The organism is Streptomyces hazeniae (assembly GCF_031845485.1).
GTDB lineage: Bacteria > Actinomycetota > Actinomycetes > Streptomycetales > Streptomycetaceae > Streptomyces > Streptomyces hazeniae.
This window is the reverse complement of record NZ_JAVREQ010000007.1, coordinates 46,302-72,830: the sequence shown is the minus strand read 5'-3', so window position 1 is coordinate 72,830 and position 26,529 is coordinate 46,302. Positions and strand designations below refer to the sequence as shown.

26 protein-coding genes, 5 tRNA genes and 1 pseudogene are annotated in these 26,529 nt (G+C 72.7%); 24 read left to right on the top strand and 8 right to left on the bottom strand.

All coding sequences use genetic code 11. From position 1 onward, the window contains the following. Positions 1-13: 13 nt before the first annotated feature. The 3 genes from RM572_RS10180 to RM572_RS10170 form a co-directional block, all read right to left on the bottom strand. Positions 14-85 (bottom strand) — tRNA-Val (locus tag RM572_RS10180). Position 86: 1 nt separating this feature from the next. Further along, positions 87-157: transfer RNA gene (locus RM572_RS10175), tRNA-Cys, on the bottom strand. 27 nt (positions 158-184) lie between these two features. After that, a tRNA-Gly gene (locus RM572_RS10170) sits at positions 185-257 on the bottom strand. A 152-nt stretch (positions 258-409) separates the two neighbouring features. Here RM572_RS10170 and RM572_RS10165 point away from each other — a divergent pair. From RM572_RS10165 to RM572_RS10155, 3 genes are read left to right on the top strand one after another with little or no spacing between them, the layout of a single operon-like run. Next, a complete protein-coding gene (locus RM572_RS10165) occupies positions 410-1,513 on the top strand; it encodes a chorismate-binding protein (RefSeq protein ID WP_311672943.1) in 1,104 nt (367 codons plus the stop codon). After that, entirely contained in the window at positions 1,510-2,331 is an 822-nt protein-coding gene (locus RM572_RS10160) for an aminotransferase class IV (protein ID WP_311672942.1), read from the top strand. The genes RM572_RS10165 and RM572_RS10160 overlap by 4 nt, the downstream gene beginning before the upstream one ends. A gap of 4 nt (positions 2,332-2,335) precedes the next feature. Continuing rightward, the gene (locus tag RM572_RS10155) at positions 2,336-3,193 is read left to right on the top strand and encodes a GNAT family N-acetyltransferase (protein WP_311672941.1); all 858 of its coding nucleotides are present in this window, start codon (positions 2,336-2,338) and stop codon (positions 3,191-3,193) included. 28 nt (positions 3,194-3,221) lie between these two features. On the opposite strand, the gene RM572_RS10150 is transcribed toward RM572_RS10155, so the two are convergent. Further along, positions 3,222-3,740, bottom strand: a complete 519-nt coding sequence (locus tag RM572_RS10150; RefSeq protein ID WP_311672940.1) for a DsbA family protein — start codon at positions 3,738-3,740, stop codon at positions 3,222-3,224. A gap of 117 nt (positions 3,741-3,857) precedes the next feature. Between RM572_RS10150 and RM572_RS10145 the strand changes: the two genes are divergently transcribed. Together RM572_RS10145 and RM572_RS10140 are read left to right on the top strand one after the other, a co-directional pair. After that, a complete protein-coding gene (locus RM572_RS10145) occupies positions 3,858-4,406 on the top strand; it encodes a hypothetical protein (protein ID WP_311672939.1) in 549 nt (182 codons plus the stop codon). A gap of 69 nt (positions 4,407-4,475) precedes the next feature. Further along, the gene (locus RM572_RS10140; RefSeq protein WP_311673090.1) at positions 4,476-4,739 is read left to right on the top strand and encodes a hypothetical protein; all 264 of its coding nucleotides are present in this window, start codon (positions 4,476-4,478) and stop codon (positions 4,737-4,739) included. 40 nt (positions 4,740-4,779) lie between these two features. Here the strand turns inward: RM572_RS10140 and RM572_RS10135 are convergent, their stop codons facing one another. Together RM572_RS10135 and RM572_RS10130 are read right to left on the bottom strand one after the other, a co-directional pair. Continuing rightward, positions 4,780-5,343: a CGNR zinc finger domain-containing protein gene (locus RM572_RS10135; RefSeq protein WP_311672938.1), complete on the bottom strand. Its 564-nt coding sequence runs from the start codon at positions 5,341-5,343 to the stop codon at positions 4,780-4,782. A gap of 175 nt (positions 5,344-5,518) precedes the next feature. Beyond that, positions 5,519-5,932, bottom strand: a complete 414-nt coding sequence (locus RM572_RS10130; RefSeq protein WP_311672937.1) for an SsgA family sporulation/cell division regulator — start codon at positions 5,930-5,932, stop codon at positions 5,519-5,521. Between the two features lie 196 nt (positions 5,933-6,128). Between RM572_RS10130 and RM572_RS10125 the strand changes: the two are divergent. The 6 genes and pseudogenes from RM572_RS10125 to RM572_RS10100 all read left to right on the top strand — a co-directional run. Continuing rightward, positions 6,129-6,424, top strand: a pseudogene (locus RM572_RS10125) (TIGR02611 family protein); the annotation flags it as partial. Positions 6,425-6,509: 85 nt separating this feature from the next. Next, positions 6,510-6,581, top strand: a tRNA-Val gene (locus tag RM572_RS10120). Between the two features lie 79 nt (positions 6,582-6,660). Next, on the top strand, positions 6,661-7,155 hold the full coding sequence (locus RM572_RS10115; protein WP_311672936.1) for an SRPBCC family protein: 495 nt from the start codon (positions 6,661-6,663) through the stop codon (positions 7,153-7,155). A gap of 60 nt (positions 7,156-7,215) precedes the next feature. Next, positions 7,216-7,287, top strand: a tRNA-Val gene (locus RM572_RS10110). A gap of 181 nt (positions 7,288-7,468) precedes the next feature. After that, on the top strand, positions 7,469-9,442 hold the full coding sequence (thrS, locus tag RM572_RS10105) for a threonine--tRNA ligase (protein ID WP_311672935.1): 1,974 nt from the start codon (positions 7,469-7,471) through the stop codon (positions 9,440-9,442). Positions 9,443-9,524: 82 nt separating this feature from the next. Then, complete coding sequence (locus tag RM572_RS10100) at positions 9,525-10,088, top strand: HIT family protein (protein ID WP_027762663.1); 564 nt, start codon at positions 9,525-9,527, stop codon at positions 10,086-10,088. Between the two features lie 48 nt (positions 10,089-10,136). Here RM572_RS10100 and RM572_RS10095 read toward each other — a convergent pair whose 3' ends face one another. Next, positions 10,137-11,813: a hypothetical protein gene (locus RM572_RS10095; RefSeq protein WP_311672934.1), complete on the bottom strand. Its 1,677-nt coding sequence runs from the start codon at positions 11,811-11,813 to the stop codon at positions 10,137-10,139. A gap of 140 nt (positions 11,814-11,953) precedes the next feature. Further along, a complete protein-coding gene (locus tag RM572_RS10090; RefSeq protein WP_311672933.1) occupies positions 11,954-14,152 on the bottom strand; it encodes an elongation factor G-like protein EF-G2 in 2,199 nt (732 codons plus the stop codon). A 233-nt stretch (positions 14,153-14,385) separates the two neighbouring features. Here RM572_RS10090 and pgsA point away from each other — a divergent pair, with 233 nt between their 5' ends. The 13 genes from pgsA (at position 14,386) to secF (ending at position 26,524) form a co-directional block, all read left to right on the top strand. Further along, a complete protein-coding gene (gene pgsA, locus RM572_RS10085; RefSeq protein ID WP_311672932.1) occupies positions 14,386-15,081 on the top strand; it encodes a phosphatidylinositol phosphate synthase in 696 nt (231 codons plus the stop codon). Then, complete coding sequence (locus tag RM572_RS10080) at positions 15,081-16,070, top strand: phosphatidylinositol mannoside acyltransferase (RefSeq protein ID WP_311672931.1); 990 nt, start codon at positions 15,081-15,083, stop codon at positions 16,068-16,070. Before pgsA ends, RM572_RS10080 begins: the two co-directional genes overlap by 1 nt. After that, entirely contained in the window at positions 16,067-17,230 is a 1,164-nt protein-coding gene (locus tag RM572_RS10075; protein WP_311672930.1) for a glycosyltransferase family 4 protein, read from the top strand. Before RM572_RS10080 ends, RM572_RS10075 begins: the two co-directional genes overlap by 4 nt. Before the next feature lie 7 nt (positions 17,231-17,237). After that, positions 17,238-17,795, top strand: coding sequence for a hypothetical protein (locus RM572_RS10070; protein ID WP_311672929.1), 558 nt, complete (start codon positions 17,238-17,240; stop codon positions 17,793-17,795). Positions 17,796-17,949: 154 nt separating this feature from the next. Further along, complete coding sequence (gene pdxS, locus RM572_RS10065) at positions 17,950-18,873, top strand: pyridoxal 5'-phosphate synthase lyase subunit PdxS (protein ID WP_311672928.1); 924 nt, start codon at positions 17,950-17,952, stop codon at positions 18,871-18,873. 78 nt (positions 18,874-18,951) lie between these two features. After that, positions 18,952-19,542 carry a pyridoxal 5'-phosphate synthase glutaminase subunit PdxT gene (gene pdxT / locus RM572_RS10060; protein ID WP_311672927.1) on the top strand — a complete coding sequence of 197 codons (591 nt, stop codon included), beginning with the start codon at positions 18,952-18,954 and terminating at the stop codon, positions 19,540-19,542. 59 nt (positions 19,543-19,601) lie between these two features. Then, positions 19,602-20,354 (top strand): YebC/PmpR family DNA-binding transcriptional regulator, encoded by a 753-nt coding sequence (locus RM572_RS10055; RefSeq protein WP_311672926.1) that lies wholly within the window; start codon positions 19,602-19,604, stop codon positions 20,352-20,354. Between the two features lie 161 nt (positions 20,355-20,515). Continuing rightward, positions 20,516-21,082 (top strand): crossover junction endodeoxyribonuclease RuvC, encoded by a 567-nt coding sequence (gene ruvC, locus RM572_RS10050; protein ID WP_311672925.1) that lies wholly within the window; start codon positions 20,516-20,518, stop codon positions 21,080-21,082. After that, positions 21,079-21,708 (top strand): Holliday junction branch migration protein RuvA, encoded by a 630-nt coding sequence (gene ruvA / locus RM572_RS10045; RefSeq protein WP_311672924.1) that lies wholly within the window; start codon positions 21,079-21,081, stop codon positions 21,706-21,708. The genes ruvC and ruvA overlap by 4 nt, the downstream gene beginning before the upstream one ends. A 72-nt stretch (positions 21,709-21,780) precedes the next feature. Further along, a complete protein-coding gene (ruvB, locus tag RM572_RS10040) occupies positions 21,781-22,863 on the top strand; it encodes a Holliday junction branch migration DNA helicase RuvB (RefSeq protein ID WP_027762653.1) in 1,083 nt (360 codons plus the stop codon). A gap of 172 nt (positions 22,864-23,035) precedes the next feature. Beyond that, positions 23,036-23,500 carry a preprotein translocase subunit YajC gene (gene yajC, locus RM572_RS10035; protein WP_311672923.1) on the top strand — a complete coding sequence of 155 codons (465 nt, stop codon included), beginning with the start codon at positions 23,036-23,038 and terminating at the stop codon, positions 23,498-23,500. Positions 23,501-23,635: 135 nt separating this feature from the next. Beyond that, entirely contained in the window at positions 23,636-25,411 is a 1,776-nt protein-coding gene (gene secD, locus RM572_RS10030) for a protein translocase subunit SecD (protein WP_311672922.1), read from the top strand. Further along, the gene (gene secF, locus RM572_RS10025) at positions 25,412-26,524 is read left to right on the top strand and encodes a protein translocase subunit SecF (protein ID WP_311672921.1); all 1,113 of its coding nucleotides are present in this window, start codon (positions 25,412-25,414) and stop codon (positions 26,522-26,524) included. It abuts the gene before it with no gap. Positions 26,525-26,529: the final 5 nt, after the last annotated feature.

The following is a 26,529-nucleotide window of genomic DNA, read 5'->3' as shown; positions in this document are numbered from 1 at the left end:
GAGTGCGGGCCAGTGGACGATACTGGGATTGAACCAGTGACCTCTTCCGTGTCAGGGAAGCGCTCTCCCGCTGAGCTAATCGTCCGAGGTGGAGACGGGATTTGAACCCGTGTAGACGGCTTTGCAGGCCGTTGCCTCGCCTCTCGGCCACTCCACCATGGCGGGGACACAGGGCCCCCATCCGAGCGGACGACGAGATTCGAACTCGCGACCCTCACCTTGGCAAGGTGATGCTCTACCAGCTGAGCCACGTCCGCGTGGGTCTCCGCCGGGACGTGCGCCCGGAAGTCACCCGTCTCCGGCCCACTTCCGCGACCCGGCGACGTGTGAACTCTATCGGATTCCGGGCCAGGCTCAAATTCCGTTTGCGCAGCGTGGCCGCTCAGGCGGGCCTCCTACACTCGTACGCGTGCACGATCTGCCGCCTCTCGCCCGCTTCGGCGGTCTCCTCGCCACCGACCTGCGCGAGGTGACCGGTGACCCCGAGGCCCTCGACTCCCGGGGCTGGTGGGCCGTCGTCGCGGACTTCGAGGGCGGGCTGACCTGCGCCCGCTTCGGCGACGTCCGGCCCGATCCGGCCCGTTCCCGGCGCCCGCACGACGCCCGTTGGCGGGGGCCCGCCCCCGGCGACTGGACCAGCTCCCTGGACCGCGCCGGCTACACCGCGGGCGTCCGCCGCATCCGCGAGTACATCGCCGCCGGCGACGTCTACCAGGCCAACCTCTGCCGCGTCCTGACCGCCCCGCTCCCCGACCCGCGGCCCGAGGCATCCGACGTCGACGCCTTCGGCGCGCTGCTCGCCGCCGGCAACCCGGCGCCGTACGCGGGCACCGTCCGCCTCCCGGCCCACGGCGTCGAGGTCGCCACCGCCTCCCCGGAGCTCTACCTGCGGCGCGAGGGGGACACGGTCACCTCCGGCCCGATCAAGGGAACCGGCCGCACCTCCGCCGACCTGCTGGAGAAGGACCACGCGGAGAACGTGATGATCGTCGACCTGGTCCGCAACGATCTCGGCCGGGTCTGCGCCACCGGTTCGGTGACCGTCCCCGACCTGTGCGCGGTAGAAGCGCACCCCGGGCTCGTCCACCTGGTCTCCACCGTCCGCGGGCGGATCGCCGCCGCCGGTGACGGCCGCACCTGGGCCCGGCTCCTGGACGGCACCTTCCCGCCCGGCTCGGTCACCGGCGCCCCCAAGCGCAGCGCACTGGGCGTCATCCGCTCTCTGGAGACCGTGCCGCGCGGCCCGTACTGCGGCGGCGTCGGTTGGGTCGACGCCGACCGGGGGACGGGTGAACTCGCCGTCGGCATACGTACGTTCTGGATCGACCGCGCCCACCCGGCCGGGCCCGTGCTGCGCTTCGGCACCGGGGCCGGCATCACCTGGGACTCCGACCCGGAGCGGGAATGGGCGGAGACCGAGCTCAAGGCCTCCCGGCTGCTCGCGGTAGCGTCGGGGACAGACCCGGCGGAACCCGTACCGGGCAACCGGCAGGAGGAGAGGACCACCACGTGAGGATCTGGCTCGACGGCTCCCTGCGGGAGGTCGACGACGCACGCGTCTCCGTGTTCGACCACGGCCTGACCGTCGGCGACGGCGTCTTCGAGACGGTCAAGGCCACCGACGGCGTCCCCTTCGCCCTCACCCGCCACCTCGACCGGCTCGCCGTCTCCGCCCGCGGGATGGGCCTGCCCGCACCCGACCTGGACGAGGTCCGGCGTGCCTGCGCGGCCGTCCTCGACGGCAACCCGATGCCGCTCGGCCGCCTGCGCATCACCTACACCGGCGGACACTCGCCGCTCGGCTCCGACCGCGGCGACGCCGGCCCCACCCTGGTCGTCGCGCTCGGCGAGGCCGCACGCCGGCCGGACACCACGGCCGTCGTCACCGTCCCCTGGACGCGCAACGAGCACGGCGCCCTGGCCGGCCTCAAGACCACGTCCTACGGCGAGAACGTCATCGCCCTCGCCCGTGCCCGGCAGGACGGCGCCACCGAGGCGCTGTTCGCCAACACCGCAGGCCGGCTGTGCGAGGGGACCGGTTCCAACGTCTTCGTCGTCCTCGACGGCGAACTGCACACTCCGCCGCTGACCTCCGGCTGCCTGGCGGGCATCACCCGCGCCCTGGTCGCCGAGTGGTCCGGCGCCCGCGAGACCGACCTGCCGATGGACGTCCTGGACCGCGCCGACGAGATCTTCCTGACCTCCTCCCTGCGCGACGTGCAGGCCGTCCACCGCGTCGGTCCCCGCACCCTGGGCGACGCCCCCGGGCCGGTCACCGCCAAGGCCATGCGGCTCTTCGAGGAGCGCTCCGCCGCCGTCCCGGAGCCGTGAGCACGTGACCACCACCCTCCGCCCCGCAGGCCCGGAGGAGCCCGGCGACGACGCGTCCCCGGGCACCTTCCGCAGCCGCCGCTACGACATCTGCGTCAACGGGCGCCGGGTCGGCGGTCTCCACGTCACCGCGGCCGACGAGCACGGGCTCCGCACCGGCCGCATCGCCGCGATCGAGGTGGACGAGCCCGACCGGCACCGGGGCCGCGCGACCGTCGCCGCCCTGGCCGCCGAGGAACTCCTGCGCGGCTGGGGCTGCGTACGCCTCGCCGTCGCCGTCCCGGCCGCCGCACGGCCCGCACTGCGGCTGGCCGCGGCCCTCGGCTACACCGAGCGGGCTCGCCACCTGCTCACGGAGCTCCACCCGCACGGCCCGCCGGCCGTCCCGCCCGACGGCGTCCGCCTGCGGCCGATGACGGACGACCACTACCGGGATTGGAGCGCGCGCGACCTGGCCCAGCTCGCCGCCGCGCTGACCGCCGACGGCGCCGCACCGGAACGCGCCGCCCGGGACGCCGAACACGCCCAGCGCGCCCTGCTGCCGGACGGCCCCGCCACGCCGGGGATGTCCTTCCACCGGCTGCTGCACTCGGACACCGCGGTCGGAGTCCTCTGGCTGCGTCTCGACGGCGCGCCGCGCCCGGACGCCGACGCCTGGGTGTACGCGGTCGAGGTCGACCCGGAGCACCGCGGCCACGGCCACGGCCGCACCCTGATGCGGGCCGCCGAGGACGTGTGCCGCGAGGCGGGTGCGCGGGTGCTCGGCCTCAACGTGCACAGCGGCAACGCGCCGGCCCGCAGCCTGTACGCGTCCCTCGGCTACCGGCCCGTGGAACACCACCTGGCCAAGCCGCTGCTGTGACCGGCCGGAGCCGGGCCGGGCCTGTGACTCACGACCGGGCGCGTCCGAGGAGCCGGTCGGCGATCTCCTCGATGCGCTCCCGCAGGCCCTCCTGGCTCTTCCCGCCGTCCATCCGTTCACCGTCGATGACGTACGTCGGCGTGCCGGTGACGCCGATCGCCTGCCCCTCCGCCTGGTCGGCGTCCACCACCAGCAGGTGCCGGCCGTCCACCAGGGAGGTCGCGACCTCGTCGGGGTCCACCCCCACCTCGGCGGCGACCTCCAGCAGCAGCTCCTCGCCGCGCCGGCCCAGCTCCTCGGCACGCTCCAGCACCGCCGCCACGAACGTGTCGCCCCTGCCCTGCACGTAGGCCTCCTCCGCCGCCTGCGCCGCCGCAAAGGCGTGCTTGTGCTTCTCCAGCGGGAAGTGCCGCCACCTGATCTCCAGGGCGTCGCCGTACCGCTCGCGCAGGGCACGCAGATCGTCCTGGGCGCGGCGGCAGTCCGTGCACTGGAGCTCGCACCACACGTCGAGCACCGGGGGGATGGCGGGGGAGGAAGCGTTCATGGCGGACAGTCTCGCACCCCGCGGGCGGCGCCCCGGACCCTGACTTCCCCCGGATTCCGCTCCCGGCGTTCCCTGGAGGCATGGCCGCTCGGGCGGTCCGAGGTGCACGATGGAGACATGCTCACCACGACCGTGTGCGCCGCCCTCTCCGCGGCCGGCCTCGCCATCGCCCTCCTCACGGCCTACCGGCGCCGGTTCGCCGCCGCGACGCGCATCGCGGCATTCGCCCTGGTGCCGATCGGGCTTGCCATGGCGGGCCTGATCAGCCTCGCCGGGAAGGTGGGCCGGGCCGTCGGCGGCTGGGCGACCGACCTGGTGCTCGACCCGGAGGTCTGGGCCGGCTTCGGCGTGCTCGCCCTCGCGGTCGTCCTGTACGTGGTCGCCCGCGTCGCCGCCGGCCGGAGCTCCGGCCGGGAGCGGCGGCCGTCCCGCCGGGAGCGGCGCGCCGCGGCCCGCGCCGAGCGGAAGGGGCTCGGCACGGCGAGTGCCCCGCAGGCGTCCACCGGAGCGCTGGGCGCCGGGTCCGGCACCACAGCCGGCGCACAGGCGGCCGGCCGTGCGGCGGAGCCGGCCACGGCTTCCGGCGGAGCACGGGGCGGCCGTCCGGCGGGGGGCGAGGACGACTTCTCCGACATCGAGGCGATCCTGAAGAAGCACGGCATCTGACGAACCCGCCGCGGCACCGGGCGTGTTGACCGGCGCCGCGGGGGCCGTCTGCGTCATCATCGGCGCGAGATGCAGCGCACCCCGCACGCCCCTCCGGGCGACCTCAACGACCCGGGACGAGCCCTTGCGCCGGTCCCCGCCCCCGCCGCGACGCCGGTCCCCGTCCCGCCGTCCGCTGCGCTCCCCGTCCCGCGCGAGGCCGTCGGCCGGGAGCCGGGGGAGGAGCCGCGGGGCTGCCTCTTCGCGCTCTCCCAGCCGCCGCTGATGCTCTTCCTCGCCGTGATCGGCGCGCTGCTGGGCCTGTGCGGGGTGCACGACCTGCTGATCCTGTGACCGTGGTGGGGCCGGACGGCTTTCGGCGCCGTCCGGCGGGTCAGCCGGCGTCCGCGGACTCCCGCTGCCGCGCCCGGTACGCGGCCACGTGCAGCCGGTTCCCGCAGGTACGGCTGTCGCAGTAGCGGCGGGAGCGGTTGCGGGAGAGATCGATGAAGGCCCGCCCGCAGTCCGGGGCCTCGCACCGCCGCAGCCGCTCCCGCTCTCCGGCGACGAGGATGAACGCCAGCGCCATCCCGCCGTCCGCGGCAAGGTGGTCCGCCACGGAGGCGCCGGGCGCGAAGTAGTGCACGTGCCAGTCGTAGCCGTCGTGGTCGGTGAGCTGCGGCGTCGTGCCGGCCTCCGCGACCAGGGCGTTGATCAGCTTCGAGGCAGTGCGGGCGTCGGGCGCAGCGAAGACGCCGGCGAAGCGGTCCCGCACCGAGCGGACCGCCGCGAGGTCGTCCTCTCCGAGCGTGCCGACGTCGCTGACCGCGTTGCGGTCCACGTATGCGCGCAGTTCCTCGACGGAGAGCAGACCGTCGGGCGTGTCACCGTCCGGCGCGGTGTTGAGCAGGTCGACGACGTCGTCGAGTGCGCACCGGGTGTCGTGGTTGATCTGCACCGTCGCTCCTGGCCTTCGGCGGGTGTCCGATGCCGCCCGAGCCTAGCCGCTGCCGGCACGCGACGGCGCCGCCTCCGCGCGGTGCGCGCGGCGGCGGCGCCGTCGGGCCGGATCCGGCCACCGGCCACCGCAGCCGTCGCCCCGAGTCGGACGGCTGCGGCGGACCGGCGGAGTCTCAGCTCTCCGCGAGGATGTGCGAGAGCTCGGTGTCCAGGTCGAAGTGGCGGTGCTCCGTGCCGGGCGGCACAGCGGTGTCGGTCCGTTTGAGAAACGACTCGAGCGCCCGGGCGGGCGCTTCGAGCAGGGCTTCTCCCTCCGGGGAGCTGAGGGCGATGCAGACGACTCCCTGACCGTGGCTGCGGGACGGCCAGACGCGGACGTCACCGGTGCCCGTGGGCCGGTGCAGGCCCTCGGCCAGGAGGTCGCGGGCGAAGACCCACTCGACGGTCTCCTCCGCGCCGGTGTGGAAGGTGGCGTGCACGGCGTAGGGATCGGCCGTGTCGTACCGCAGGCCCGCGGGTACAGGCAGTGAGGACTCGCTCGAAACAACGAGGCGCAGGTGCAGCTCGCAGCTGACCGTGGTGTTCATAAGCGCCAGGGCCTTTCGCTCAGTGTGCGCTCGGGGGTTCGCACGTCGGCGCAATCGACATGCCACCTACCGGCCGGTTGTAAACCCCTCTGACCGATTTGTAAGGCTTGAGGTCGTTCGCGTGGCCGATCGGCATTTTCCTCGTACGTCCATTCGGGTGACGTGTGGGTGAGCGGCGTCCGGTAGGTTGGCGCCCCTGCATGGGGAGCAGGATGCCGGGCCCGGGTCCGGGTCCGGGGCGAGGATCGAGCGGCCGCTGGGCTCCCGTGCCCCCCCGCTTCGTCCGCGAGCGGCGCCCGCTCCACCTGAGCTGGCAGGTCGGAGTCTTCCTGGTCGGCCTGGCCGTGGTGATCGCCGGAGCCGTCATGCTGGTGGTTCCGGGGCCCGGGCTGGCTCACCGTCTTCGCGGGCATGGCCATCTGGGCGACCGAGTTCGTCTGGGCCCGGCTGGTGATGCGCTGGACCCGGAGGAAGCTCCACGAGGGCAGGGAGTGGCTCAAGCGCCGCCGGGCGGCACGTGCGGCTCGCACGCGGTCATGAGCACCCCCTGACATGCGGTAATGTGGGCGCCGCACCCGGGCGATTAGCTCAGCGGGAGAGCGCTTCGTTCACACCGAAGAGGTCACTGGTTCGAACCCAGTATCGCCCACAGTGGAGGCCGGGTGGCCGGAATGGAAGGTTCCGGCCACCCGGCCTTTCTCTGCCGTCTCCACGTCCCGGAGGGCGCCGTGACGAGACCCTGGCACCGCTTCCGTTTCCGCAGCTCCTGGCGCCGCATGCCGGGCCCGCCCGCCCGGGTCTACGCCGAGCTGCAGCGGGTCGAGGACTACCCGGCCTGGTGGCCGCAGACCCGGGCGGCGTCACCGGCGGTCGCGGCGCGTGACGGGGAGACGGCCGAGATCCGCCTGCGCTCCTTCCTGCCGCTGGAGCACCGGGTCACGCTGCGGGCCGGCCGACGGGAGCCGCGCCCGCCCGGACCCGGCGGCGGTGACCTTTCCGTGGTCATGGACGGGGACCTGCGGGGCTGGGTCCGGTGTACGGTGCGCGCCGATTCCGGCGGGGGGAGCCGCGTGGACTTCGAGCAGTACACCGAGGTGGCGACGCCCCTGCTGCGGCTCGTCGCGCTGCCCGCCCGCCCCCTGCTGCGCGCCAACCACGCATGGATGATGCGCGCCGGACGCCGTGGACTCACCGCCCGGCTAAGGGGTTTGGACGAAGGGTGACCAGCGGGGTATGGTGCTGCTCGTGCCGGACGCCGGAGCACCTCCGGGCCGCACTTCGAGGGGCGATTAGCTCAGTGGGAGAGCGCTTCGTTCACACCGAAGAGGTCACTGGTTCGAACCCAGTATCGCCCACCCTCAGCCGAAGGCCGGTCCCGTTGTCCGACGGGCCGGCCTTCTCGCGTACCGGGACCGCGTACGGCGCCCGGCGGGGTCCTGTGGGGCTTTCGCAGTGCGCCCCCGGCGCTCGGTACGATTCCCGCGGCGGCCGGTGAGCGTTCCGGCGCCGTCACGTCGAGACATTCAGGAGAGACCGGTGACAGACGTCCGTGTGATCATCCGACGCGATTCCGAGCGGGAAGAACGCGTGGTGACCACGGGCACCACGGCCGCCGCGCTCTTCGAGGGCGACCGCACGGTCGTCGCCGCCCGCGTCGCCGGCGAGCTGCGCGACCTGACTCACCCCCTCGCCGACGGTGACGAGGTCGAGCCGGTCCTCCTCGGCAGCGACGACGGACTGGACATCCTCCGGCACTCCACCGCGCACGTCATGGCTCAGGCGGTCCAGGAGCTCTTCCCGGAGGCCAAGCTGGGCATCGGCCCGCCCATCAAGGACGGCTTCTACTACGACTTCGACGTCGACCAGCCGTTCCACCCCGACGACCTCAAGCGCATCGAGAAGAAGATGCAGGAGATCGTCAAGCGCGGCCAGCGCTTCTCCCGCCGCGTCACCACCGACGACGACGCCCGCGAGGAGCTGGCCGGCGAGCCGTACAAGCTGGAGCTGATCGGCCTCAAGGGCGCCGCCGCGGACGCCGCCGAGGGCGCCTCCGCCGAAGTCGGCTCCGGCGAGCTGACCATCTACGACAACCTCGACGCCAAGACCGGCGAGCTGTGCTGGAAGGACCTCTGCCGCGGTCCGCACCTGCCCACCACCCGCCTGATCCCCGCCTTCAAGCTGATGCGCAGCGCCGCTGCGTACTGGCGGGGCAGCGAGAAGAACAAGCAGCTCCAGCGCATCTACGGCACCGCCTGGCCCACGAAGGACGAACTCAAGGCCCACCTGGAGTTCCTTGCCGAGGCCGAGAAGCGCGACCACCGCAAACTGGGCGCCGAACTCGACCTGTTCTCCATCCCGGAGGAGCTGGGCAGCGGCCTCGCGGTCTTCCACCCCAAGGGCGGCATCGTCCGCCGCGTGATGGAGGACTACTCGCGCAGGCGGCACGAAGAGGCCGACTACGACTTCGTCAACACCCCGCACATCAGCAAGAAGGGTCTCTTCGAGACCTCCGGCCATCTGCCGAACTACGCCGAGTCGATGTTCCCGCCCATGGAGTTCGAGGGGCAGGACTACTACCTCAAGGCCATGAACTGCCCGATGCACAACCTGGTCTTCCGCTCCCGCGGACGGTCGTACCGGGAACTGCCGTTGCGCATGTTCGAGTTCGGCACGGTCTACCGGTACGAGAAGTCCGGCGTCGTGCACGGCCTCACCCGCGCCCGGGGCTTCACCCAGGACGACTCGCACATCTACTGCACCAAGGAGCAGATGGCCGACGAGCTGGACGGGCTGCTCACCTTCGTGCTGAACCTCCTGCGCGACTACGGCCTCACCGACTTCGAGCTGGAGCTGTCCACCCGCGACGAGTCGGACAAGTTCATGGGCGAGCCGGCGGAGTGGGAGGAGGCCACCGAGGCGCTCCGCCAGGCCGCCGACAAGCAGGGGCTGCCGCTCGTCCCGGACCCCGGAGGCGCCGCCTACTACGGGCCGAAGATCTCGGTGCAGGCCAAGGACGCCATCGGCCGGAGCTGGCAGATGTCCACCATCCAGGTCGACTTCCAGCAGCCCAAGAGGTTCGAGCTGGAGTACACCGCTGCCGACGGCTCCCGGCAGACGCCGGTGATGATCCACCGTGCCCTGTTCGGCTCGATCGAGCGGTTCTTCGCCGTCCTGCTGGAGCACTACGCCGGTGCCTTCCCGGCCTGGCTCGCCCCCGTCCAGGCCACCGGCATCCCCATCGGCGACACCCACGTCCCGTACCTGGAGGCCTTCGCCGCCGAGGCCAAGCGGCAGGGGCTCCGGGTCGAGGTCGACAGCTCCTCCGACCGGATGCAGAAGAAGATCCGCAACGCGCAGAAGTCGAAGGTCCCCTTCATGATCATCGCCGGCGACGACGACGTCGCCGCCGGCGCCGTCAGCTTCCGCTACCGCGACGGTTCGCAGAAGAACGGCGTGGCCCGCGAGGACGCCCTCGCCGAGCTGCGCGCCGCGGTGGAGCAGCGGGCCTGACCGCAGCGCACCGGCACGCGTGCCGGGCACACGCGCCGAGCACCGTGAGGGCCCTGGGGCATTCCCCCGGGGCCCTCGCCATATGCTGGCACCCATGAGCAGCGAGCAGCCCGAGCAGCAGATCGGAGTGGGCGCGCCGGACGCGTTCCAGCGCATGTGGACCCCGCACCGCATGGCCTACATCCAGGGGGAGAACAAGCCCAGCGGGCCGGGCTCCGGGGACGGCTGCCCGTTCTGCTCGATCCCCTCCAAGAGCGACGAGGACGGGCTGATCGTCGCCCGCGGCGAGCAGGTCTACGCCGTCCTCAACCTGTACCCGTACAACGGCGGTCACCTGATGACCGTCCCCTACCGGCACGTCGCGGACTACACCGGACTCGACCGTGAGGAGACCGCCGAACTCGCCGAGTTCACCAAGCGGGCGATGACCACGCTGCGGAAGGTGTCCGGCGCGCACGGCTTCAACATCGGCATGAACCAGGGATCCGTCGCAGGCGCGGGGATCGCCGCGCACCTGCACCAGCACCTGGTGCCGCGCTGGGGCGGCGACACCAACTTCATGCCGGTCGTCGGCCACACCCGCATCCTGCCGCAGCTCCTCGCCGACACCCGGCGGTTGCTCGCGGAGGCCTGGCCCGGGGCGTGACCACCGGGCGGGGCCCGCCTCCGACGGCCACGGCCCCCGCCCGCGCGCTCAGGCGTCGTAGACGTCCGCGTGCCTGGGCTCCACGCCCTGCACCAGGCCGCTGAGGACGTCCGAGCGGGTGCCGAACTGCTGCGTCGCGCAGCCCTTCTCCTCGAGCAGGCGGATCGTCGCCGCGTGCACCGCCCGCAGTACGGGGGTCGCCGCACGCAGCGCGTCGTCCGCCATGAAGCGGTGCCGCCACGGCTTGTCCGCCCAGGTGTGGCGCAGCCCGAACGGCTCCGGCAGCGTGAGCTTGCCGCCGAGGAAGTCCAGCAGCGGCGGGTACCAGGTGAACGGAGCGCGCGCGGCCAGGCGCACCACCTCCTTCGTCTCCACCAGCGGCAGGGTGACCTCCTTGGTCTCCCAGAAGCGCACGCTCTTGGAGACCTCCTTGGTCCGCGCCTTCGGCTTGGTGGTGAACAGCGGGTGCACGGGCCCGAGGGCGTGGCCGGTCACCTCGATCCGCAACGTGTGGTGCAGCATCGTCACCGTGATCAGCATGGTGATCACCAACTGGCCGTCCCAGAGCACGAACTGCACGCCCAGGTAGTGCCGGTCGCCGCTGCCGAACTGCTGCTGGTCGCAGATCCGCTGGATCTCGAAGTCCTTGATGCGGAACGCCTCGACCTCCTGGCCCTCCCGGCGCTCCACCTCCGTGGCCTTCTCGCCGATGGGCGAGACGACCCAGTGCCGGATCGTCGGCGGGGGGAAGCCTCCGGTGTGCAGGGGGCTGCGCTCCAGCATCCGCAGCCGGTCCTGGATCGCGCGGACCACGTCCCAGCTGCGGAAGGGGTCGATGTCCTTGGCCGGGTCGGACGGCCGCAGCTCCTCCGCGAGCTGCCAGCTTCCCCAGCGGGTGCCCATGCCGAGGATCCCCTTGGGGCCGGCGTAGAAGACCAGGTTGCTGGCCTGCTCGGCGCTGAGCTTTTGCAGGGCCAGCCGGATGCGTTCGGCGCCGGCGTCACCCGGGGTGCGTGGCACCGCCTCGGGGATCTTCGCGCCCACGCCACCGCCGGAGAGCAGGCCCGCCCAGCGGCCCTGAAGGTCCTTGGCGTACCGCTCGCAGATCCGCTTGGCCCAGAGCCAGCCGAGCACCGGAGCCACCAGCATCACCCGCAGGTACAGCGCCCAGAACCCGTCCAGCGGCAGCCGGAGCAGGAAGACCACGGCGAGCACGCCCAGCGCGACCATCGCCGCCACGCCGAACGCGCCGACCCGCTTGTTCTGCGCCCCGGCCAGGGACCGGCGCAGCTGGAACACCAGCAGCCACAGCAGCACGCCGGGCAGGAACAGCAGCCCGGACACCAGCATGACCACGGTCAGGTGGGCGTCCCGCTCCTTGCGGATGCGGGTGGCCGCCAGACAGTGCTCGACCACGACGGCCGGCTCGCTGCCGAACGACTGGATGATCGCCTTCCGCGCGCCCCCGAGCAGCCGGGTCTGCACCGCCCGGGAGAACGCCTCGCCCAGGTTGGGTTCGAAGAGCGACAGCTTCGGCGGCTTCACCTTGGTGTCCGGGTTGGCCGCCAGCAGGTCCTTGACATCCCGGTCCCGATAGGCGGCCGAGGCCAGCGCATGCGTGGCGACCGTACCGCCGGAGGAGCCGGTGAGAGGGATCTCCGCCCCGGGGGAGAAGTCGTACCCCGTCGCGCTGGTGCTCTCGCTGCGGTCGTCGAAGCCCGCCACCGTGCCCCCACCCTTGCCGTGTGCTGAAGCGTGCCGGCTCCCGCCGTTCTACCCGGCGCCGGGGCCGTCACACCTGATGTCCGGTCAGCACCCCAGCGTACGGGCTGGGTCGGGGGCGGCGAAGCGGAAACCGTACGGATTCAGCCCTCGTTCGTCTGCTCGGACCGGACGCGGTCGGCGACCTGCTGGGGCATCGGCTCGTGCCGGACGTAGGTGCGGGCGAACCGTCCCGTCCCGTGCGACAGGGACCGCAGGTCCACCGCGTACCGGCCGATCTCGACCTCCGGCGCCTCTGCCCGCACCAGCGTGTGGCCGCCGGCGATCTGCTCGGTGCCCATCACCCGGCCCCGCCGTCCGGACAGGTCGCTCATCACCTGGCCCACGTAGTCGTCGGCGACCACCACGCGCAGCTCGAAGACGGGCTCCAGCAGGTGGATGCGCCCCGCCCCGGCGCACTCGCGCAGCGCCAGGGCGCCCGCCGTCTGGAACGCCGCGTCGGAGGAGTCCACCGAGTGCGCCTTGCCGTCCAGCAGCGTCACCCGCACGTCCACCAGCGGGTATCCGGCCGTGACGCCGCGCGCGGCCTGCGCCCGTACGCCCTTCTCCACCGACGGGATGAACTGCCGCGGCACCGCGCCGCCCACCACCTTGTCGACGAACTCGATGCCCGAACCGCCGGGCAGCGGCTCGACCGTGATCGCGCAGACCGCGAACTGCCCGTGCCCGCCCGACTGCTTCACATGCCGCCCCCGGCCCTCCGACGGCTCCGCGAAGGTCTCCCGCAGCGCCACCCGGTAGGGCACCGCGTCGACCTGCACCCCGTAGCGGGTCCGCAGCCGCTCCAGCGCCACGTCCCGGTGCGCCTCGCCCAGGCACCACAGCACGACCTGGCGGGTGTCCGGATTCTGCTCCAGCCGCATCGTCGGGTCCTCGGCGACCAGCCGGGCCAGACCCTGCGACAGCTTGTCCTCGTCCGGCTTGCTGTGCGCCACCACGGCCACCGGCAGCAGCGGGTCGGGCATCACCCACGGCTCCATCAGCAGCGGGTCGCCCTTCGCCGAGAGGGTGTCGCCCGTCTCGGCGCGGGTCAGCTTCGCCACGCAGGCCAGGTCGCCGGCGATCGCGTGGCTCAGCCCGCGCTGCTGCTTGCCGAACGGCGCGGACAACGCGCCCACGCGCTCGTCGACGTCGTGGTCCTCGTGCCCCCGGTCCTCCAGGCCGTGCCCGCTCACGTGCACCGTCTCGTCCGGCCGCAGCGTCCCGGAGAACACCCGCACCAGTGACAGCCGGCCCACGTACGGGTCGGAGGAGGTCTTGACCACCTCGGCAGCCAGCGGGCCGTCGGGGTCGCAGGTCAGCGGGGGGCGCGGGGCGCCGTCCGGCGACGTCACGGCCGGCACCGGGTGCTCCTCGGGCGTCGGGAAGCCGCCGGTGACCAGCTCCAGCAGCTCCAGCGTGCCCAGCCCCTGCCGTCCGCCGTCGGCCGCGGGCGCCGCCGCCAGCACGGGATGGAAGGTGCCGCGGGCCACGGCCTTCTCCAGGTCCGCGACGAGCGTCTTGACGTCGACCTGCTCGCCGCCCAGGTACCGGTCCATGAGGGACTCGTCCTCGCTCTCCGCGATGATGCCCTCGATCAGCCGGTTCCGCGCCTCGGCGATCAGCGGCAGGTGCTCCGCGTCCGGCTCCCGGTCGGTCCGTTCACCGGAGGAGTAGTCGAAGATCCGCTGCGACAGGAGGCCGATCAGACCCGCCACCGGAGCGTGGCCGTCATGTCCCTCCTCCCCGTGCAGCGGCAGATACAGCGGCAGCACCGCGTCCGGGTCGTCACCGCCGAAGACGCGCCGGCAGACGGCGACCATCTCGTCGAAATCGGCCCTCGCCGCGTCCAGATGGGTGACGACGAGGGCGCGCGGCATCCCCACCGCGGCGCACTCCTCCCACACCATGCGGGTCGACCCGTCCACGCCGTCCGCCGCCGAGACCACGAAGAGGGCCGCGTCCGCCGCACGCAGACCGGCCCTCAGCTCCCCGACGAAGTCCGCGTAGCCGGGGGTGTCCAGCAGGTTGACGCGGATCCCGTCCCACTCCACGGGCACCAGCGACAGCTGTACGGACCGCTGCTGCCGGTGCTCGATCTCGTCGTGGTCGGAGACGGTGCCCCCGTCCTCGACCCTGCCCGGCCGTTTCACCGCGCCCGTGGCCTGGGCCAGCGCCTCGACCAGCGTCGTCTTGCCGGAGCCGCTGTGGCCGACCAGGACCACGTTCCTCAGGGAGGAGGGCCGGTCGGCCGCCGTCGCCCTGCCGGCGGCCCCGGGGTGTGTGCTCGCCTTGTCGCCCATGTGTCCCGCCTTCCGGTCGACACCTGCCGGCTACCTGTCCGCGCCCGGGCCCCGCGCGAGATGCGCGGAAATTCCAGCTTTCCACCGGTACCGGTGCGCGTCCATATGTCGCACGCCGCACCCCGTGTCCGCGCGGTCACCGGGCACCGGGACCCGGGCCGGGAGCACTGGCTACGATGGGCGCCCGGGGGCGTCTCGGCCGCCCGGTCACGCTTCGAACCTTCGGGAAGGCCATGCTGAACACGTACGCGCGTGCTTTCTTCACGCGTGTTCTCACACCGTTCGCCGCTCTCCTGCTGCGCCTGGGTGTCAGCCCCGACGCGGTGACCCTGGTCGGGACGGGCGGGGTGATGGCGGGAGCGCTGGTCTTCTACCCGCAGGGCGAGTTCTTCTGGGGCACCGTCGTCATCACCCTCTTCGTCTTCTCCGACCTGGTGGACGGCAACATGGCGCGCCAGCTCGGGCGGGCGAGCCGGTGGGGAGCCTTCCTCGACTCCACGCTCGACCGCGTCGCCGACGCCGCCATCTTCGGCGGGCTCGCGCTCTGGTACGCGGGCGGCGGCAACGACCTGACGCTCTGCGCGGTCAGCCTCTTCTGCCTGGCCAGCGGCCAGGTGGTCTCCTACACCAAGGCCCGCGGCGAGAGCATCGGCCTGCCGGTCGCCGTGAACGGCCTGGTGGAACGCGCCGAGCGGCTGGTGATCTCCCTCGTCGCGGCCGGCTTCGCCGGGCTGGAGACCTTCGGAGTGCCCTACATCGAGTGGCTGCTGCCGATCGCCCTGTGGGTGGTGGCCGTGGGCTCCCTGGTGACCCTCGGCCAGCGTGTGGTGACGGTGCGCCGGGAGGCCGCGGAGGCCGACGTGGCGGCGCGGCCGGGCGGGACCTCCCCGCAGCGCGGGAACTCCTCCTCCCCGCAGGGAGAGGCCTGATGAGCGGCCTCGGCGGGCGCGTCACGGACGCGCTGTACGGGGCCGGCTGGAGCGGCGTGAAGCGCCTGCCCGAGCCGGCCGCGAACGCACTGGGCCGCCGCATCGCCGACACCGCCTGGCAGCGCCGGGGCAAGGGCGTGCTGCAGCTGGAACGCAACCTCGCGCGCGTCGTGCCCGACGCCCCGCCGGAGCGGCTGCGCGCGCTGTCGCAGGCCGGCATGCGCTCGTACCTGCGGTACTGGATGGAGTCCTTCCGCCTGCCCGCCTGGAGCCCGGAGCGGGTGCGGGACTCCTTCGTGCCGGACGACGTCCACCACCTCACCGACGGCATCGCCTCCGACCGCGGGGTCGTGCTCGCCCTGCCCCACCTGGCCAACTGGGACCTGGCGGGCGCGTGGGTCACCACCCATCTCGGCACGCCCTTCACCACCGTCGCCGAACGCCTCCGCCCCGAGTCGCTGTACGACCGGTTCGTCGCCTACCGGGAGAGCCTCGGCATGGAGGTCCTGGCCCACCAGGGTGCCGAGGCGTTCGGCACCCTGGCACGCCGTCTCCGGGCCGGCGGTCTGGTCTGCCTGGTCGCCGACCGCGACCTGTCCGCCTCCGGGGTCGAGGTCACGTTCTTCGGCGAGGCGGCACGCATGCCCGCCGGTCCCGCCATGCTCGCGCTCCAGACGAACTCCCTGCTGCTCCCCGTCACCCTCTGGTACGACGACACGCCCGTGCTGCGCGGCCGCGTCCACGCACCGCTCGAACCGCCCGCCACCGGAACCCGCCGGGAGAAGGCGCAGGCCATGACGCAGGCCATGGCGGACGCGTTCACCCACGGGATCGCCGCTCACCCGCAGGACTGGCACATGCTGCAACGGCTGTGGACCGCCGACCTGCCACCCCGCCCGGAACCCCCGACGGAGCCGGATGCCGAGCCGGCGGGCGCCGGGCCTGCGCGCAGGAAGACCACGGGTACGGGGACGGAGGAGCGCCGGTGAGGATCGGCATCGTCTGCCCCTACTCCTGGGACGTCCCCGGCGGAGTCCAGTTCCACATCCGCGACCTCGCCGAACACCTGCTGCGCCGCGGCCACCAGGTGTCCGTGCTCGCCCCGTCCGACGACGACACGCCGCTGCCGCCCTACGTGGTGTCCGCCGGCCGCGCCGTGCCCGTGCCGTACAACGGCTCGGTGGCCCGGCTCAACTTCGGCTTCCTCTCCGCGGCCCGCGTCCGGCGCTGGGTGCATGACGGCGACTTCGACGTGCTCCACATCCACGAGCCCGCCACCCCGTCGCTCGCGCTGCTGACCTGCTGGGCGGCGCAGGGCCCCATCGTGGCCACCTTCCACACCTCCAACCCGCGCTCCCGCGCCATGATCGCCGCGTACCCGATCCTCCAGCCCGCGCTGGAGAAGATCAGCGCCCGCATCGCCGTCAGCGAGTACGCCCGGCGCACCCTCGTCGAGCACCTGGGCGGCGACGCGGTCGTCATCCCCAACGGGGTGGACGTCGGCTTCTTCGCCCGCGCCGAACCCGAGCCCGCGTGGCAGGGCGGCACGATCGGCTTCATCGGCCGGATCGACGAACCCCGCAAGGGCCTTCCGGTACTGATGAGGGCACTGCCCCGCATTCTGAAGGAACTCCCCGGCACCCGCGTGCTCATCGCCGGACGCGGCGACACCGACGAGGCCCTCGAACACCTGCCGGACGAAGGACTGCGCGACCGCGTGGAGTTCCTCGGCATGGTGAGCGACGAGGACAAGGCGAGGCTGCTGCGCAGCGTCGATCTGTACGTCGCGCCCAACACCGGCGGCGAGTCGTTCGGCATCATCCTCGTCGAAGCCCTGTCCGCCTCCGCGCCGGTGCTCGCGAGCGACCTGGACGCCTTCGCCCAGGTGCTCGACGGGGGAGAGGCCGGCGCACTCTTCCCCGCCGGCGACGCCGACGCCCTCGCCGCCGAAGCGGTACGGCTGCTGGGCGACCGCGAACGGCTCGCGGAGCTGCGCGCGCGCGGTGAACGCCACGTCCGCCGCTTCGACTGGGACACCGTCGGCGCGGACATCCTCGCCGTCTACGAGACGGTCGCCGACGGCGCCGCCTCCGTCGCCCCCGACGAACGCACCGGCCTGCGCGCCCGGTTCGGCCTGGCCAGGGACTGATGCCGTGATGCCCGCACTCGCCACCCTGCTCTGGACCGTCGTCGCCCTGGCCCTCGTCGGCATCTACCTCAGCTGGACCGCCGGACGGCTGGACCGCCTGCACGCCCGCATCGACGCAGCGAAAGCGGCGCTGGACGCCCAGTTGCTGCGCCGGGCCTCGGTCGCGCAGGAACTCGCCACCGCCGGCGTCCTGGACCCGGCGGCCTCCATCGTGCTCTACCAGGCGGCCCACGACGCCCGGCAGGCCGAGGAGGACCACCGGGAGGTCGCGGAGAGCGAGCTGAGCCAGGCCTTGCGCGCCGTCTTCGCCGACCGCGCCCAGATCGACGCAGTCCGGGAGGCGCCGGGCGGCGAGGAGTCCGCCGCCGAACTCGTCGCCGCGGTGCGGAGGGTGCCGATGGCCCGCCGCTTCCACAACGACGCGGTCCGGGCCGCGCGGGCCCTGCGCCGTCACCGCAAGGTCCGCTGGCTGCGGCTGGCGGGCCACGCCCCCTTCCCGCTGGCCTTCGAGATGGACGACGAGCCGCCGCCCGCCCTCACCGCCCGCGCCGACGACGCGGCGTGACCTGACATCCCTGGTGGCCGCCGAGCGTGCCCGCCCGCCCCGGCAGGCCACCGCCTCGGATTGGCCCTTTCCCCCCGACGCCCGATCGGAGAGTGTGAGACGGCGGGCCTACCATGGTCCGGTCGCACTTTTACCGTCGAGTGAGGTCACCACCGTGTCGAGCACGTCTTCCGCCACGTCCGCCGCCAGCCCGTCGCCCGAGACCGGCACCGCCCGCGTCAAGCGCGGCATGGCCGAGCAGCTCAAGGGCGGCGTGATCATGGACGTCGTCACGCCCGAGCAGGCCAAGATCGCCGAGGACGCCGGCGCCGTCGCCGTCATGGCGCTGGAGCGCGTCCCCGCCGACATCCGCAAGGACGGCGGGGTGGCCCGCATGTCCGACCCGGACATGATCGACGGCATCATCGAGGCCGTCTCCATCCCGGTCATGGCCAAGTCCCGCATCGGCCACGTCGTCGAGGCGCAGATCCTCCAGGCCCTCGGCGTCGATTACATCGACGAGTCCGAGGTCCTCACCCCGGCCGACGAGGTCAACCACAGCGACAAGTTCGCCTTCACCACCCCGTTCGTCTGCGGCGCCACCAACCTGGGCGAGGCGCTGCGCCGCATCGCCGAGGGCGCGGCCATGATCCGCTCCAAGGGTGAGGCCGGCACCGGCAACGTCGTCGAGGCCGTGCGGCACATGCGTCAGATCCGCGGCGAGATCGGCCGGCTGAAGGCCCTGGACAACAACGAGCTGTACGCCGCCGCCAAGGAGCTGCGCGCCCCGTACGAGCTGGTCGAGGAGGTCGCCGCGCTGGGCAAGCTGCCGGTCGTCCTCTTCTCCGCCGGCGGCGTGGCCACCCCGGCGGACGCCGCGCTGATGCGCCAGCTCGGCGCCGAGGGCGTCTTCGTCGGCTCCGGCATCTTCAAGTCCGGCGACCCGGCCAAGCGCGCCGCCGCCATCGTGAAGGCCACCACCTTCTACGACGACCCGAAGATCATCGCGGACGCCTCCCGCGGTCTGGGCGAGGCCATGGTCGGCATCAACTGCGACACCCTCCCCGAGAGCGAGCGGTACGCGTCCCGCGGCTGGTGAAGCCCTCCCGCGCGGTGGTCCGGGTCCCCGGACCACCGCGCGCGGTACTTCCCTAGAGTCCTGAAGAGGTAACGACACGTGAGCTCACCCGTCATCGGAGTCCTCGCCCTGCAGGGGGACGTGCGCGAGCACCTCGCCGCCCTCGCCGGCGCGGGAGCCGAGGCCGTGCAGGTACGGCGCCCCGAGGAACTCGCGCGCGTCGACGGCCTGGTGCTGCCCGGCGGCGAATCCACCACCATGTCCAAGCTGGCGCACGCCTTCAACCTCATGGAGCCGCTGCGCGCCCGCGTCCGCGCGGGCATGCCCGCCTACGGCTCCTGCGCCGGTATGATCATGCTCGCGGACAAGATCCTCGACCCGCGGTCCGGGCAGGAGACGGTCGGTGGCATCGACATGATCGTGCGCCGCAACGCCTTCGGCCGGCAGAACGAGTCCTTCGAGGCGGCCCTGGACGTCGCGGGCGTCCCCGGCGGCCCCGTCGAGGCGGTGTTCATCCGGGCGCCCTGGGTGGAGTCCACCGGTGCGCAGGTCGAGATCCTCGCCCGCTACGAGGAGCACGCGGTGGCCGTGCGCCAGGGGAACCTGCTCGCCACCTCGTTCCACCCCGAACTCACCGGCGACCACCGCGTGCACGAGGCCTTCGCCGACCTCGTGCGGACCGCCCGGTGACCGCAGGACGGTAGGATCCCGGAACACGTTGTTGTTGGAGACTGTGAAGGAGCAAGGCTGTGTCCGGCCACTCTAAGTGGGCAACCACCAAGCACAAGAAGGCCGTGATCGATGCCAAGCGCGGCAAGCTCTTCGCCAAGCTGATCAAGAACATCGAGGTCGCCGCGCGGATGGGCGGCGCCGACATCGACGGCAACCCCACGCTGTACGACGCGATCCAGAAGGCGAAGAAGAGCTCCGTCCCCAACAAGAACATCGACAGCGCGGTCAAGCGCGGCGCCGGCCTCGAGGCGGGCGGCGCCGACTACGAGACGATCATGTACGAGGGCTACGGCCCCAACGGCGTGGCCGTGCTCATCGAGTGCCTGACCGACAACCGCAACCGCGCTGCCTCCGACGTGCGCGTCGCGATGACCCGCAACGGCGGTTCGATGGCCGACCCCGGCTCGGTCTCCTACCTCTTCAACCGCAAGGGTGTCGTGATCGTCCCCAAGGCCGAGCTGTCCGAGGACGACGTGCTCGCGGCCGTTCTCGACGCGGGTGCCGAGGAGGTCAACGACCTCGGTGAGAACTTCGAGGTCATCAGCGAGGCCACGGACCTCGTCGCGGTGCGCACCGCCCTGGTGGACGCCGGCATCGACTACGAGTCGGCCGACCAGAACTTCCTCCCCAGCGTGCAGGTCGAGCTGGACGAGGAGGGCGCCCGCAAGATCTTCAAGCTGATCGACGCCCTGGAGGACAGCGACGACGTGCAGAACGTCTTCGCCAACTTCGACGTCGACGACGACACGATGGCCAAGGTCGACGCCTGACCCCCGGCGCCCGGCACGTGTTGCCCGACGTCCCGACGGGGCCGCGCGGCGGCACTCGGGCATCCCGTGTGCGCCCCTTCTCCGCGCGGCCCGTCGGCGTTGTCGGTCCCGGCCGATAACCTGCCGTCACGGCCAGGTCGAGCGGGGAAGGGGAGACGCAGGTGCGTGTGCTGGGGGTGGACCCGGGACTGACCCGCTGCGGTCTCGGCGTGGTGGAGGGAAGCGCCGGGCGCCCGCTGCGGATGGCCGCTGTCGGCGTCGTCCGTACCCTCGCGAACGCGCCCGTCGCCGAGCGCCTGGTCCTCGTCGAGCGCGGCATGGAGGAGTGGCTGGACGCACACCGGCCCGACGTCGTCGCCGTCGAACGGGTCTTCAGCCAGCACAACGTGAGCACGGTGATGGGCACCGCCCAGGCCAGCGCGGTCGCCATGCTCTGCGCCGCCCGGCGCGGCCTGCCCGTCGCCCTGCACACCCCCAGCGAGGTCAAGGCCGCTGTCACCGGCTCCGGTCGCGCGGGGAAGGACCAGGTCGGCGCGATGGTGACCCGCCTCCTGCGGCTGGACGCGCCGCCGAAGCCCGCCGACGCGGCGGACGCCCTGGCACTCGCCATCTGCCACATATGGCGGGCGCCCGCACTCGACCGTCTCCAGCAGGCCCGAGCCGCCGCCGTCTCCCGCGCGCCCCGCCGAAAGGCAGGGCGCGGACCGTCGAAAGGCCGCACCGCATGATCGCCTTCGTCTCCGGACCCGTGGCCGCCCTGGCGCCCGACTCCGCCGTCATCGAGGTGGGCGGCGTCGGTATGGCCGTCCAGTGCACCCCGGACACCCTCTCCGGGCTGCGCACGGGAGAAGCCGCACGGCTCGCGACGTCCCTCGTCGTCCGGGAGGACTCCCTCACCCTCTACGGCTTCGCCGACGACGACGAACGGCAGGTCTTCGAACTGCTGCAGACCGCCAGCGGCGTCGGTCCCCGGCTCGCGCAGGCGATGCTCGCCGTCCACCGGCCCGACGCGCTGCGCACCGCCGTCGCCACGGGGGACGAGAAGGCGCTGACCGCCGTGCCCGGCATCGGCCGGAAGGGCGCCCAGAAGCTGCTGCTGGAACTCAAGGACCGGCTCGGCGAACCTCTCGGCACCGCAGCCCGCCCGTCCGGCCGCCGCGCCGCCGCCGGACCGCTTCCGTGGAGCGATCAGCTGCACGAGGCCCTCGTCGGTCTCGGATACGCCACCCGCGAGGCCGAGGACGCCGTCGAGGCCGTACGCCCGCAGGCGGAGGCAGCCGCCGCGGACGGCGGTACCCCCGCCGTGCCGCAGCTCCTCCGCGCCGCGCTGCAGACCCTGAACCGCGCACGCTGACGTGCCGCCGCCGCGCCGGTCCGCCGATCACCCCGAAACCCCGAACGTCCGAACGACTCCGAGGCACACGCGATGAACTGGGACGACGCCGAAGCCGCCGGCACCGACACCGACCCCGCCGGCCGCCTGGTGGGAGCCGACGCGGACGGCGAGGACTCCGCGGTGGAGGCCGCCCTGCGCCCCAAGGACCTGGCCGAGTTCGTCGGCCAGCCCAAGGTGCGCGAACAGCTGGACCTGATGCTCCGCGCCGCCCGGGCACGCGGCGCGGCGGCCGACCACGTGCTGCTCTCCGGCGCCCCCGGACTCGGCAAGACCACCCTCTCCATGATCATCGCAGCCGAGATGGGCGCCCCGATCCGCATCACCTCCGGGCCCGCCATCCAGCACGCCGGCGATCTCGCCTCGATCCTGTCCTCCCTCCAGGAGGGGGAGGTGCTCTTCCTCGACGAGATCCACCGGATGTCCCGGCCCGCCGAGGAGATGCTGTACATGGCCATGGAGGACTTCCGGGTCGACGTGATCGTCGGAAAGGGCCCCGGCGCCACCGCCATCCCACTCGAACTGCCGCCGTTCACCCTGGTCGGCGCCACCACCCGGGCCGGGCTGCTGCCCCCGCCGCTGCGCGACCGCTTCGGCTTCACCGCGCACATGGAGTTCTACGAGCCCGGCGAGCTCGAGCAGGTCGTCCACCGGTCCGCCCGGCTGTTGGACGTCACCACCGACCGCGACGGCGCCGTGGAGATCGCTGGCCGCTCCCGCGGCACCCCCCGCATCGCCAACCGCCTCCTGCGCCGGGTCCGCGACTACGCCCAGGTCCGGGCCGACGGGCGGATCACCCGCGAGATCGCCGCCCGCGCCCTGGAGGTCTACGAGGTGGACCAACGGGGCCTGGACCGCCTGGACCGCGCCGTGCTCTCCGCCCTGCTGAAGCTCTTCGGCGGCGGCCCGGTCGGCCTGTCCACCCTCGCCGTCGCCGTCGGCGAGGAGCGCGAGACCGTGGAGGAGGTCGCCGAGCCGTTCCTGGTGCGCGAGGGACTGCTCGCCCGCACGCCGCGGGGCCGCGTGGCGACGCCCGCCGCCTGGGCCCACCTGGGCCTCGCCGCGCCGCAGAACGCTCCGGGAGCAACCGGGCAGACCGGGCTCTTCGAAGCGTGATCGGATGGTGATGACCTGCATGGTCGCCGGACCCGGAACCCGAGTGCCATGCTTGACGTTGTTCCATCGGCGACAGCTCGCTTAGACTCCGCCGATGCCGTACCTCCGGGACGGCATACCCACCCCCGCACAGCAGGCCGCGCACAGGCGGTCGCAAGAAGGATTACCCGCCGTGAATGGACTCGTCACCCTCCTCCCCTTCATCGTGCTCATCGGGGTCATGTTCCTGATGACGCGCTCGGCGAAGAGGAAGCAGCAGCAGGCCGCCGCGATGCGCGACCAGATGGAGCCGGGCACCGGCGTGCGTACCATCGGCGGCTTGTACGCCACCGTCAAGGAGGTCCGCGAGGACACGGTCCTCCTCGAGGTCGCCCCCGGTCAGCACTCCCTCTTCGCCAAGAACGCGGTCGGCGCCGTCCTGGAGCCCGAGGAGTACGAGCGCATCGTGCACGGCGGCACCTCCGGCGACCTCAAGAGCGGCAGCGCCCCGGTCGTCCCCGACGACGCGTCCGAGCTGGCGGACGCCGACGAGCAGGCCGGGGACGGCAAGCTCGACCTCGGCAAGGACTCCGGGGCGAAGGCGGACGAGGACGCCGGGACCGACGCCAAGCGCGACGGCGACACCGACTCCAAGTAACACCCGCCGTCGCCGGGGCCGGGCCGTCGCGGCCGGGCCCCGGCGCGCGGGCTCGACCAGACCACTTCGCGCCTCGCGCCGCGGTCCCGGCACGGGCCGGGCCGGTGCGGGCGGCCGGACAGGAGAGACGACAAGGTGGCAGCACCGAAGAAGGGCCGCAGGTCCCCGGGCGCGCAGGGAAAGCCGGGGCGGTCCCTGGTCATTCTGCTGATCGCCGTCGTGGGCCTCACCGGGGGGATGTTCCTCTCCGGGACCACGACTCCGCGCCTGGGCATCGACCTGGCCGGAGGGACCAGCATCACGCTCACCGCGCGGGAACAGCAGGGCGCGGAGAACGCGATCACCCCGACGAGCATGAACACCGCCGTGGGCATCATCGAGCGGCGTGTGAACGGCCTCGGCGTCTCGGAAGCCGAAGTGCAGACCCAGGGCGGCAAGAACATCGTCGTCAACATCCCGGAGGGCACCGACGAGGAGCAGGCCCGGGAGCAGGTCGGCACCACCGCCCGGCTCAACTTCCGCCCGGTGCTCGCCGTGGCGCCCGGCACGAAGCCGGACGCCGGTCAGCCCAGCCCGTCTCCCTCCGCCGGCGACCCGGAGCAGTCCGGTGAGGAGGGCAAGCCCGGTGACGATCCCTCCCAGGGGGCCGAGGCGAGCCCGTCCGGTGAGCCCCAGGGCCGCGCGGTGACAGACGGCCTCACGGCCGACGACCCCTCCGGGTCTCCCAGCCCCTCCGGCGCCGCCGACCCCGAGCCCTCACCGAACGCACCGGCCCCGCCGGGCGGGGTACCGGCCGACGTGGCCGAGAAGCTGCAGAAGCTGGACTGCTCCACGGCGGAGAAGCGCGCCAAGGCCAACCGGGCCGCCGCCCAGGCCAAGCCCGGCGAGGCGAGCGTGAACTGCGGGGCCAAGGAGAAGGACCAGCCCCTGTTCAAGTACGCCCTCGGCCCGGTGGCGGTGAAGGGCAAGAACGTGGACGACGCCGGCGCCGTGTTCGACAGCCAGCAGGGCTCGGGCTGGATCGTCAACATGTCGTTCAACGGCAAGGGTCAGGACTCCTTCGCCGACATCACCGGCAAGCTCTCCAAGAACCCGCAGCCGCAGAACCAGTTCGCCATCGTGCTGGACGGCGAGGTCGTCTCCGCACCCAGCGTGCGGGAGCGGCTCGCCGGGGACGCCCAGATCTCGGGCAGCTTCACCCAGCAGTCCGCCGAGGACCTGGCGAACATCCTGTCCTACGGCGCTCTCCCGCTGACCTTCGAGGAGAGCAACGTCACCACCATCTCGCCCTCGCTCGGCTCCGACCAGCTCCAGGCGGGGCTCATCGCCGGCGCCATCGGACTGGCACTGGTGGTGGCCTACCTGATGTTCTACTACCGCCTGCTGGGCCTGGTCGCCATCGGGAGCCTGGTGGTCGCCGCCATCCTCACGTACACGATCATGACCCTGCTGGGCCCGGCCGTCGGCTTCGCGCTGAGCCTGCCCGCGGTCTGCGGCGCCATCGTGGCCATCGGCATCACCGCCGACTCGTTCATCGTCTACTTCGAGAGAGTGCGGGACGAGGTCAGGGACGGGCGCGGCGTCCGCTCCGCCATCGCGCGGGCCTGGCCGCACGCGCGGCGGACCATCGTCGTCTCGGACGTGGTCTCGGTGCTCGCGGCCGTCGTGCTCTTCGCGGTCTCCGTGGGCTCCGTGCAGGGCTTCGCCTTCGTGCTCGGGCTCACCACGGCGATCGACGTGGCCGTCGTCTTCCTGCTGACCAAGCCGCTCATGGTCATCCTGTCGGGGCGGAAGTACTTCGCTCAGGGACGTCCCTGGTCCGGGCTCGACCCCAAGCGGCTCGGCGCACGGCCGCCGCTGCGCGGCCGCGGCCGTCGTTCCACCACTTCCGCCGAACCGAAGGAGGCCTGAATGTCCAGGCTGGGTAACCTCGGCGCCAAGCTGTACCGGGGAGAGACCTCCTACGACTTCGTCGGCCGGCGCAAGCTCTGGTACGGGATCACGCTGCTCCTCGTCGTCACCGCCCTGATGGGCCTCGGCGTCCGCGGGCTGACGATGGGTATCGACTTCCAGGGCGGAGCGGTCCTCACCACGCCCCCCACCTCGCTCTCGGAGGCGGACGCGCGGGAGGTCGCCGAGGGCACCTCGGGCCGCAGCGCCGACGTCCAGAAGCTGGGCAGTGGGGCCCTGCGCATCCAGGTGACCGGGCTGGACACCGAGGAGTCCGGAGAGACGCGGGCGGCGCTCGCCGAGGAACTCGGCGTCCCGACGCAGCAGGTCAACGCCGACCTGGTCGGGCCCAGCTGGGGCGAACAGGTGACCGACCAGGCGGTCAAGGGCATCCTGATCTTCCTGGCGCTGGTCACGCTCTATCTGGCCTTCGCGTTCGAGTGGCGGATGGCGGTCGGCGCCCTCGTCGCCCTGCTCAACGACCTCATCGTCACCATCGGCGTCTACGCCTTCGTCGGCTTCGAGGTGACGCCGGGCACGGTGGTCGGCATGCTGACGATTCTCGGCTACTCGCTCTACGACACGGTCGTGGTCTACGACAAGGTCAAGGAGAAGACCAAGAACCTCACCAAGCAGGACCGCTACACCTACGGGGAGCTGGCGAACCTGGGCATCAACGCCACCGTGGTCCGCTCGGTCAACACCTCGATCGTCGCCCTGCTGCCCGTCGCCGGCCTGCTGTTCATCGGCAGCGGTCTGCTGGGCGGCGGTACGCTCACGGACATCTCGCTCCCCCTGTTCATCGGCCTCGCCGCCGGAACGCTCTCCTCCATCGTGCTCGCCACACCGGTGGCCACCGAGCTGAAGCTGCGCCAGCCGGAGATCAAGGACCACGACCGCCGGATCCTCGCCCGCCGCGCCCGCGCCGACGCCCGCGGCGGCGCCGACGAGCGTGAGGACACCGCGGCCGGCGGCGGAGCCGCCGGAGCGGGAGGTTCCGGCCGTACGGGCATCGCGGAGCGCCGCGTGGCCGGAAGCCACGGAGCCGGTTCCGCCACGGGCCGGGGAAGGTGAGCCGC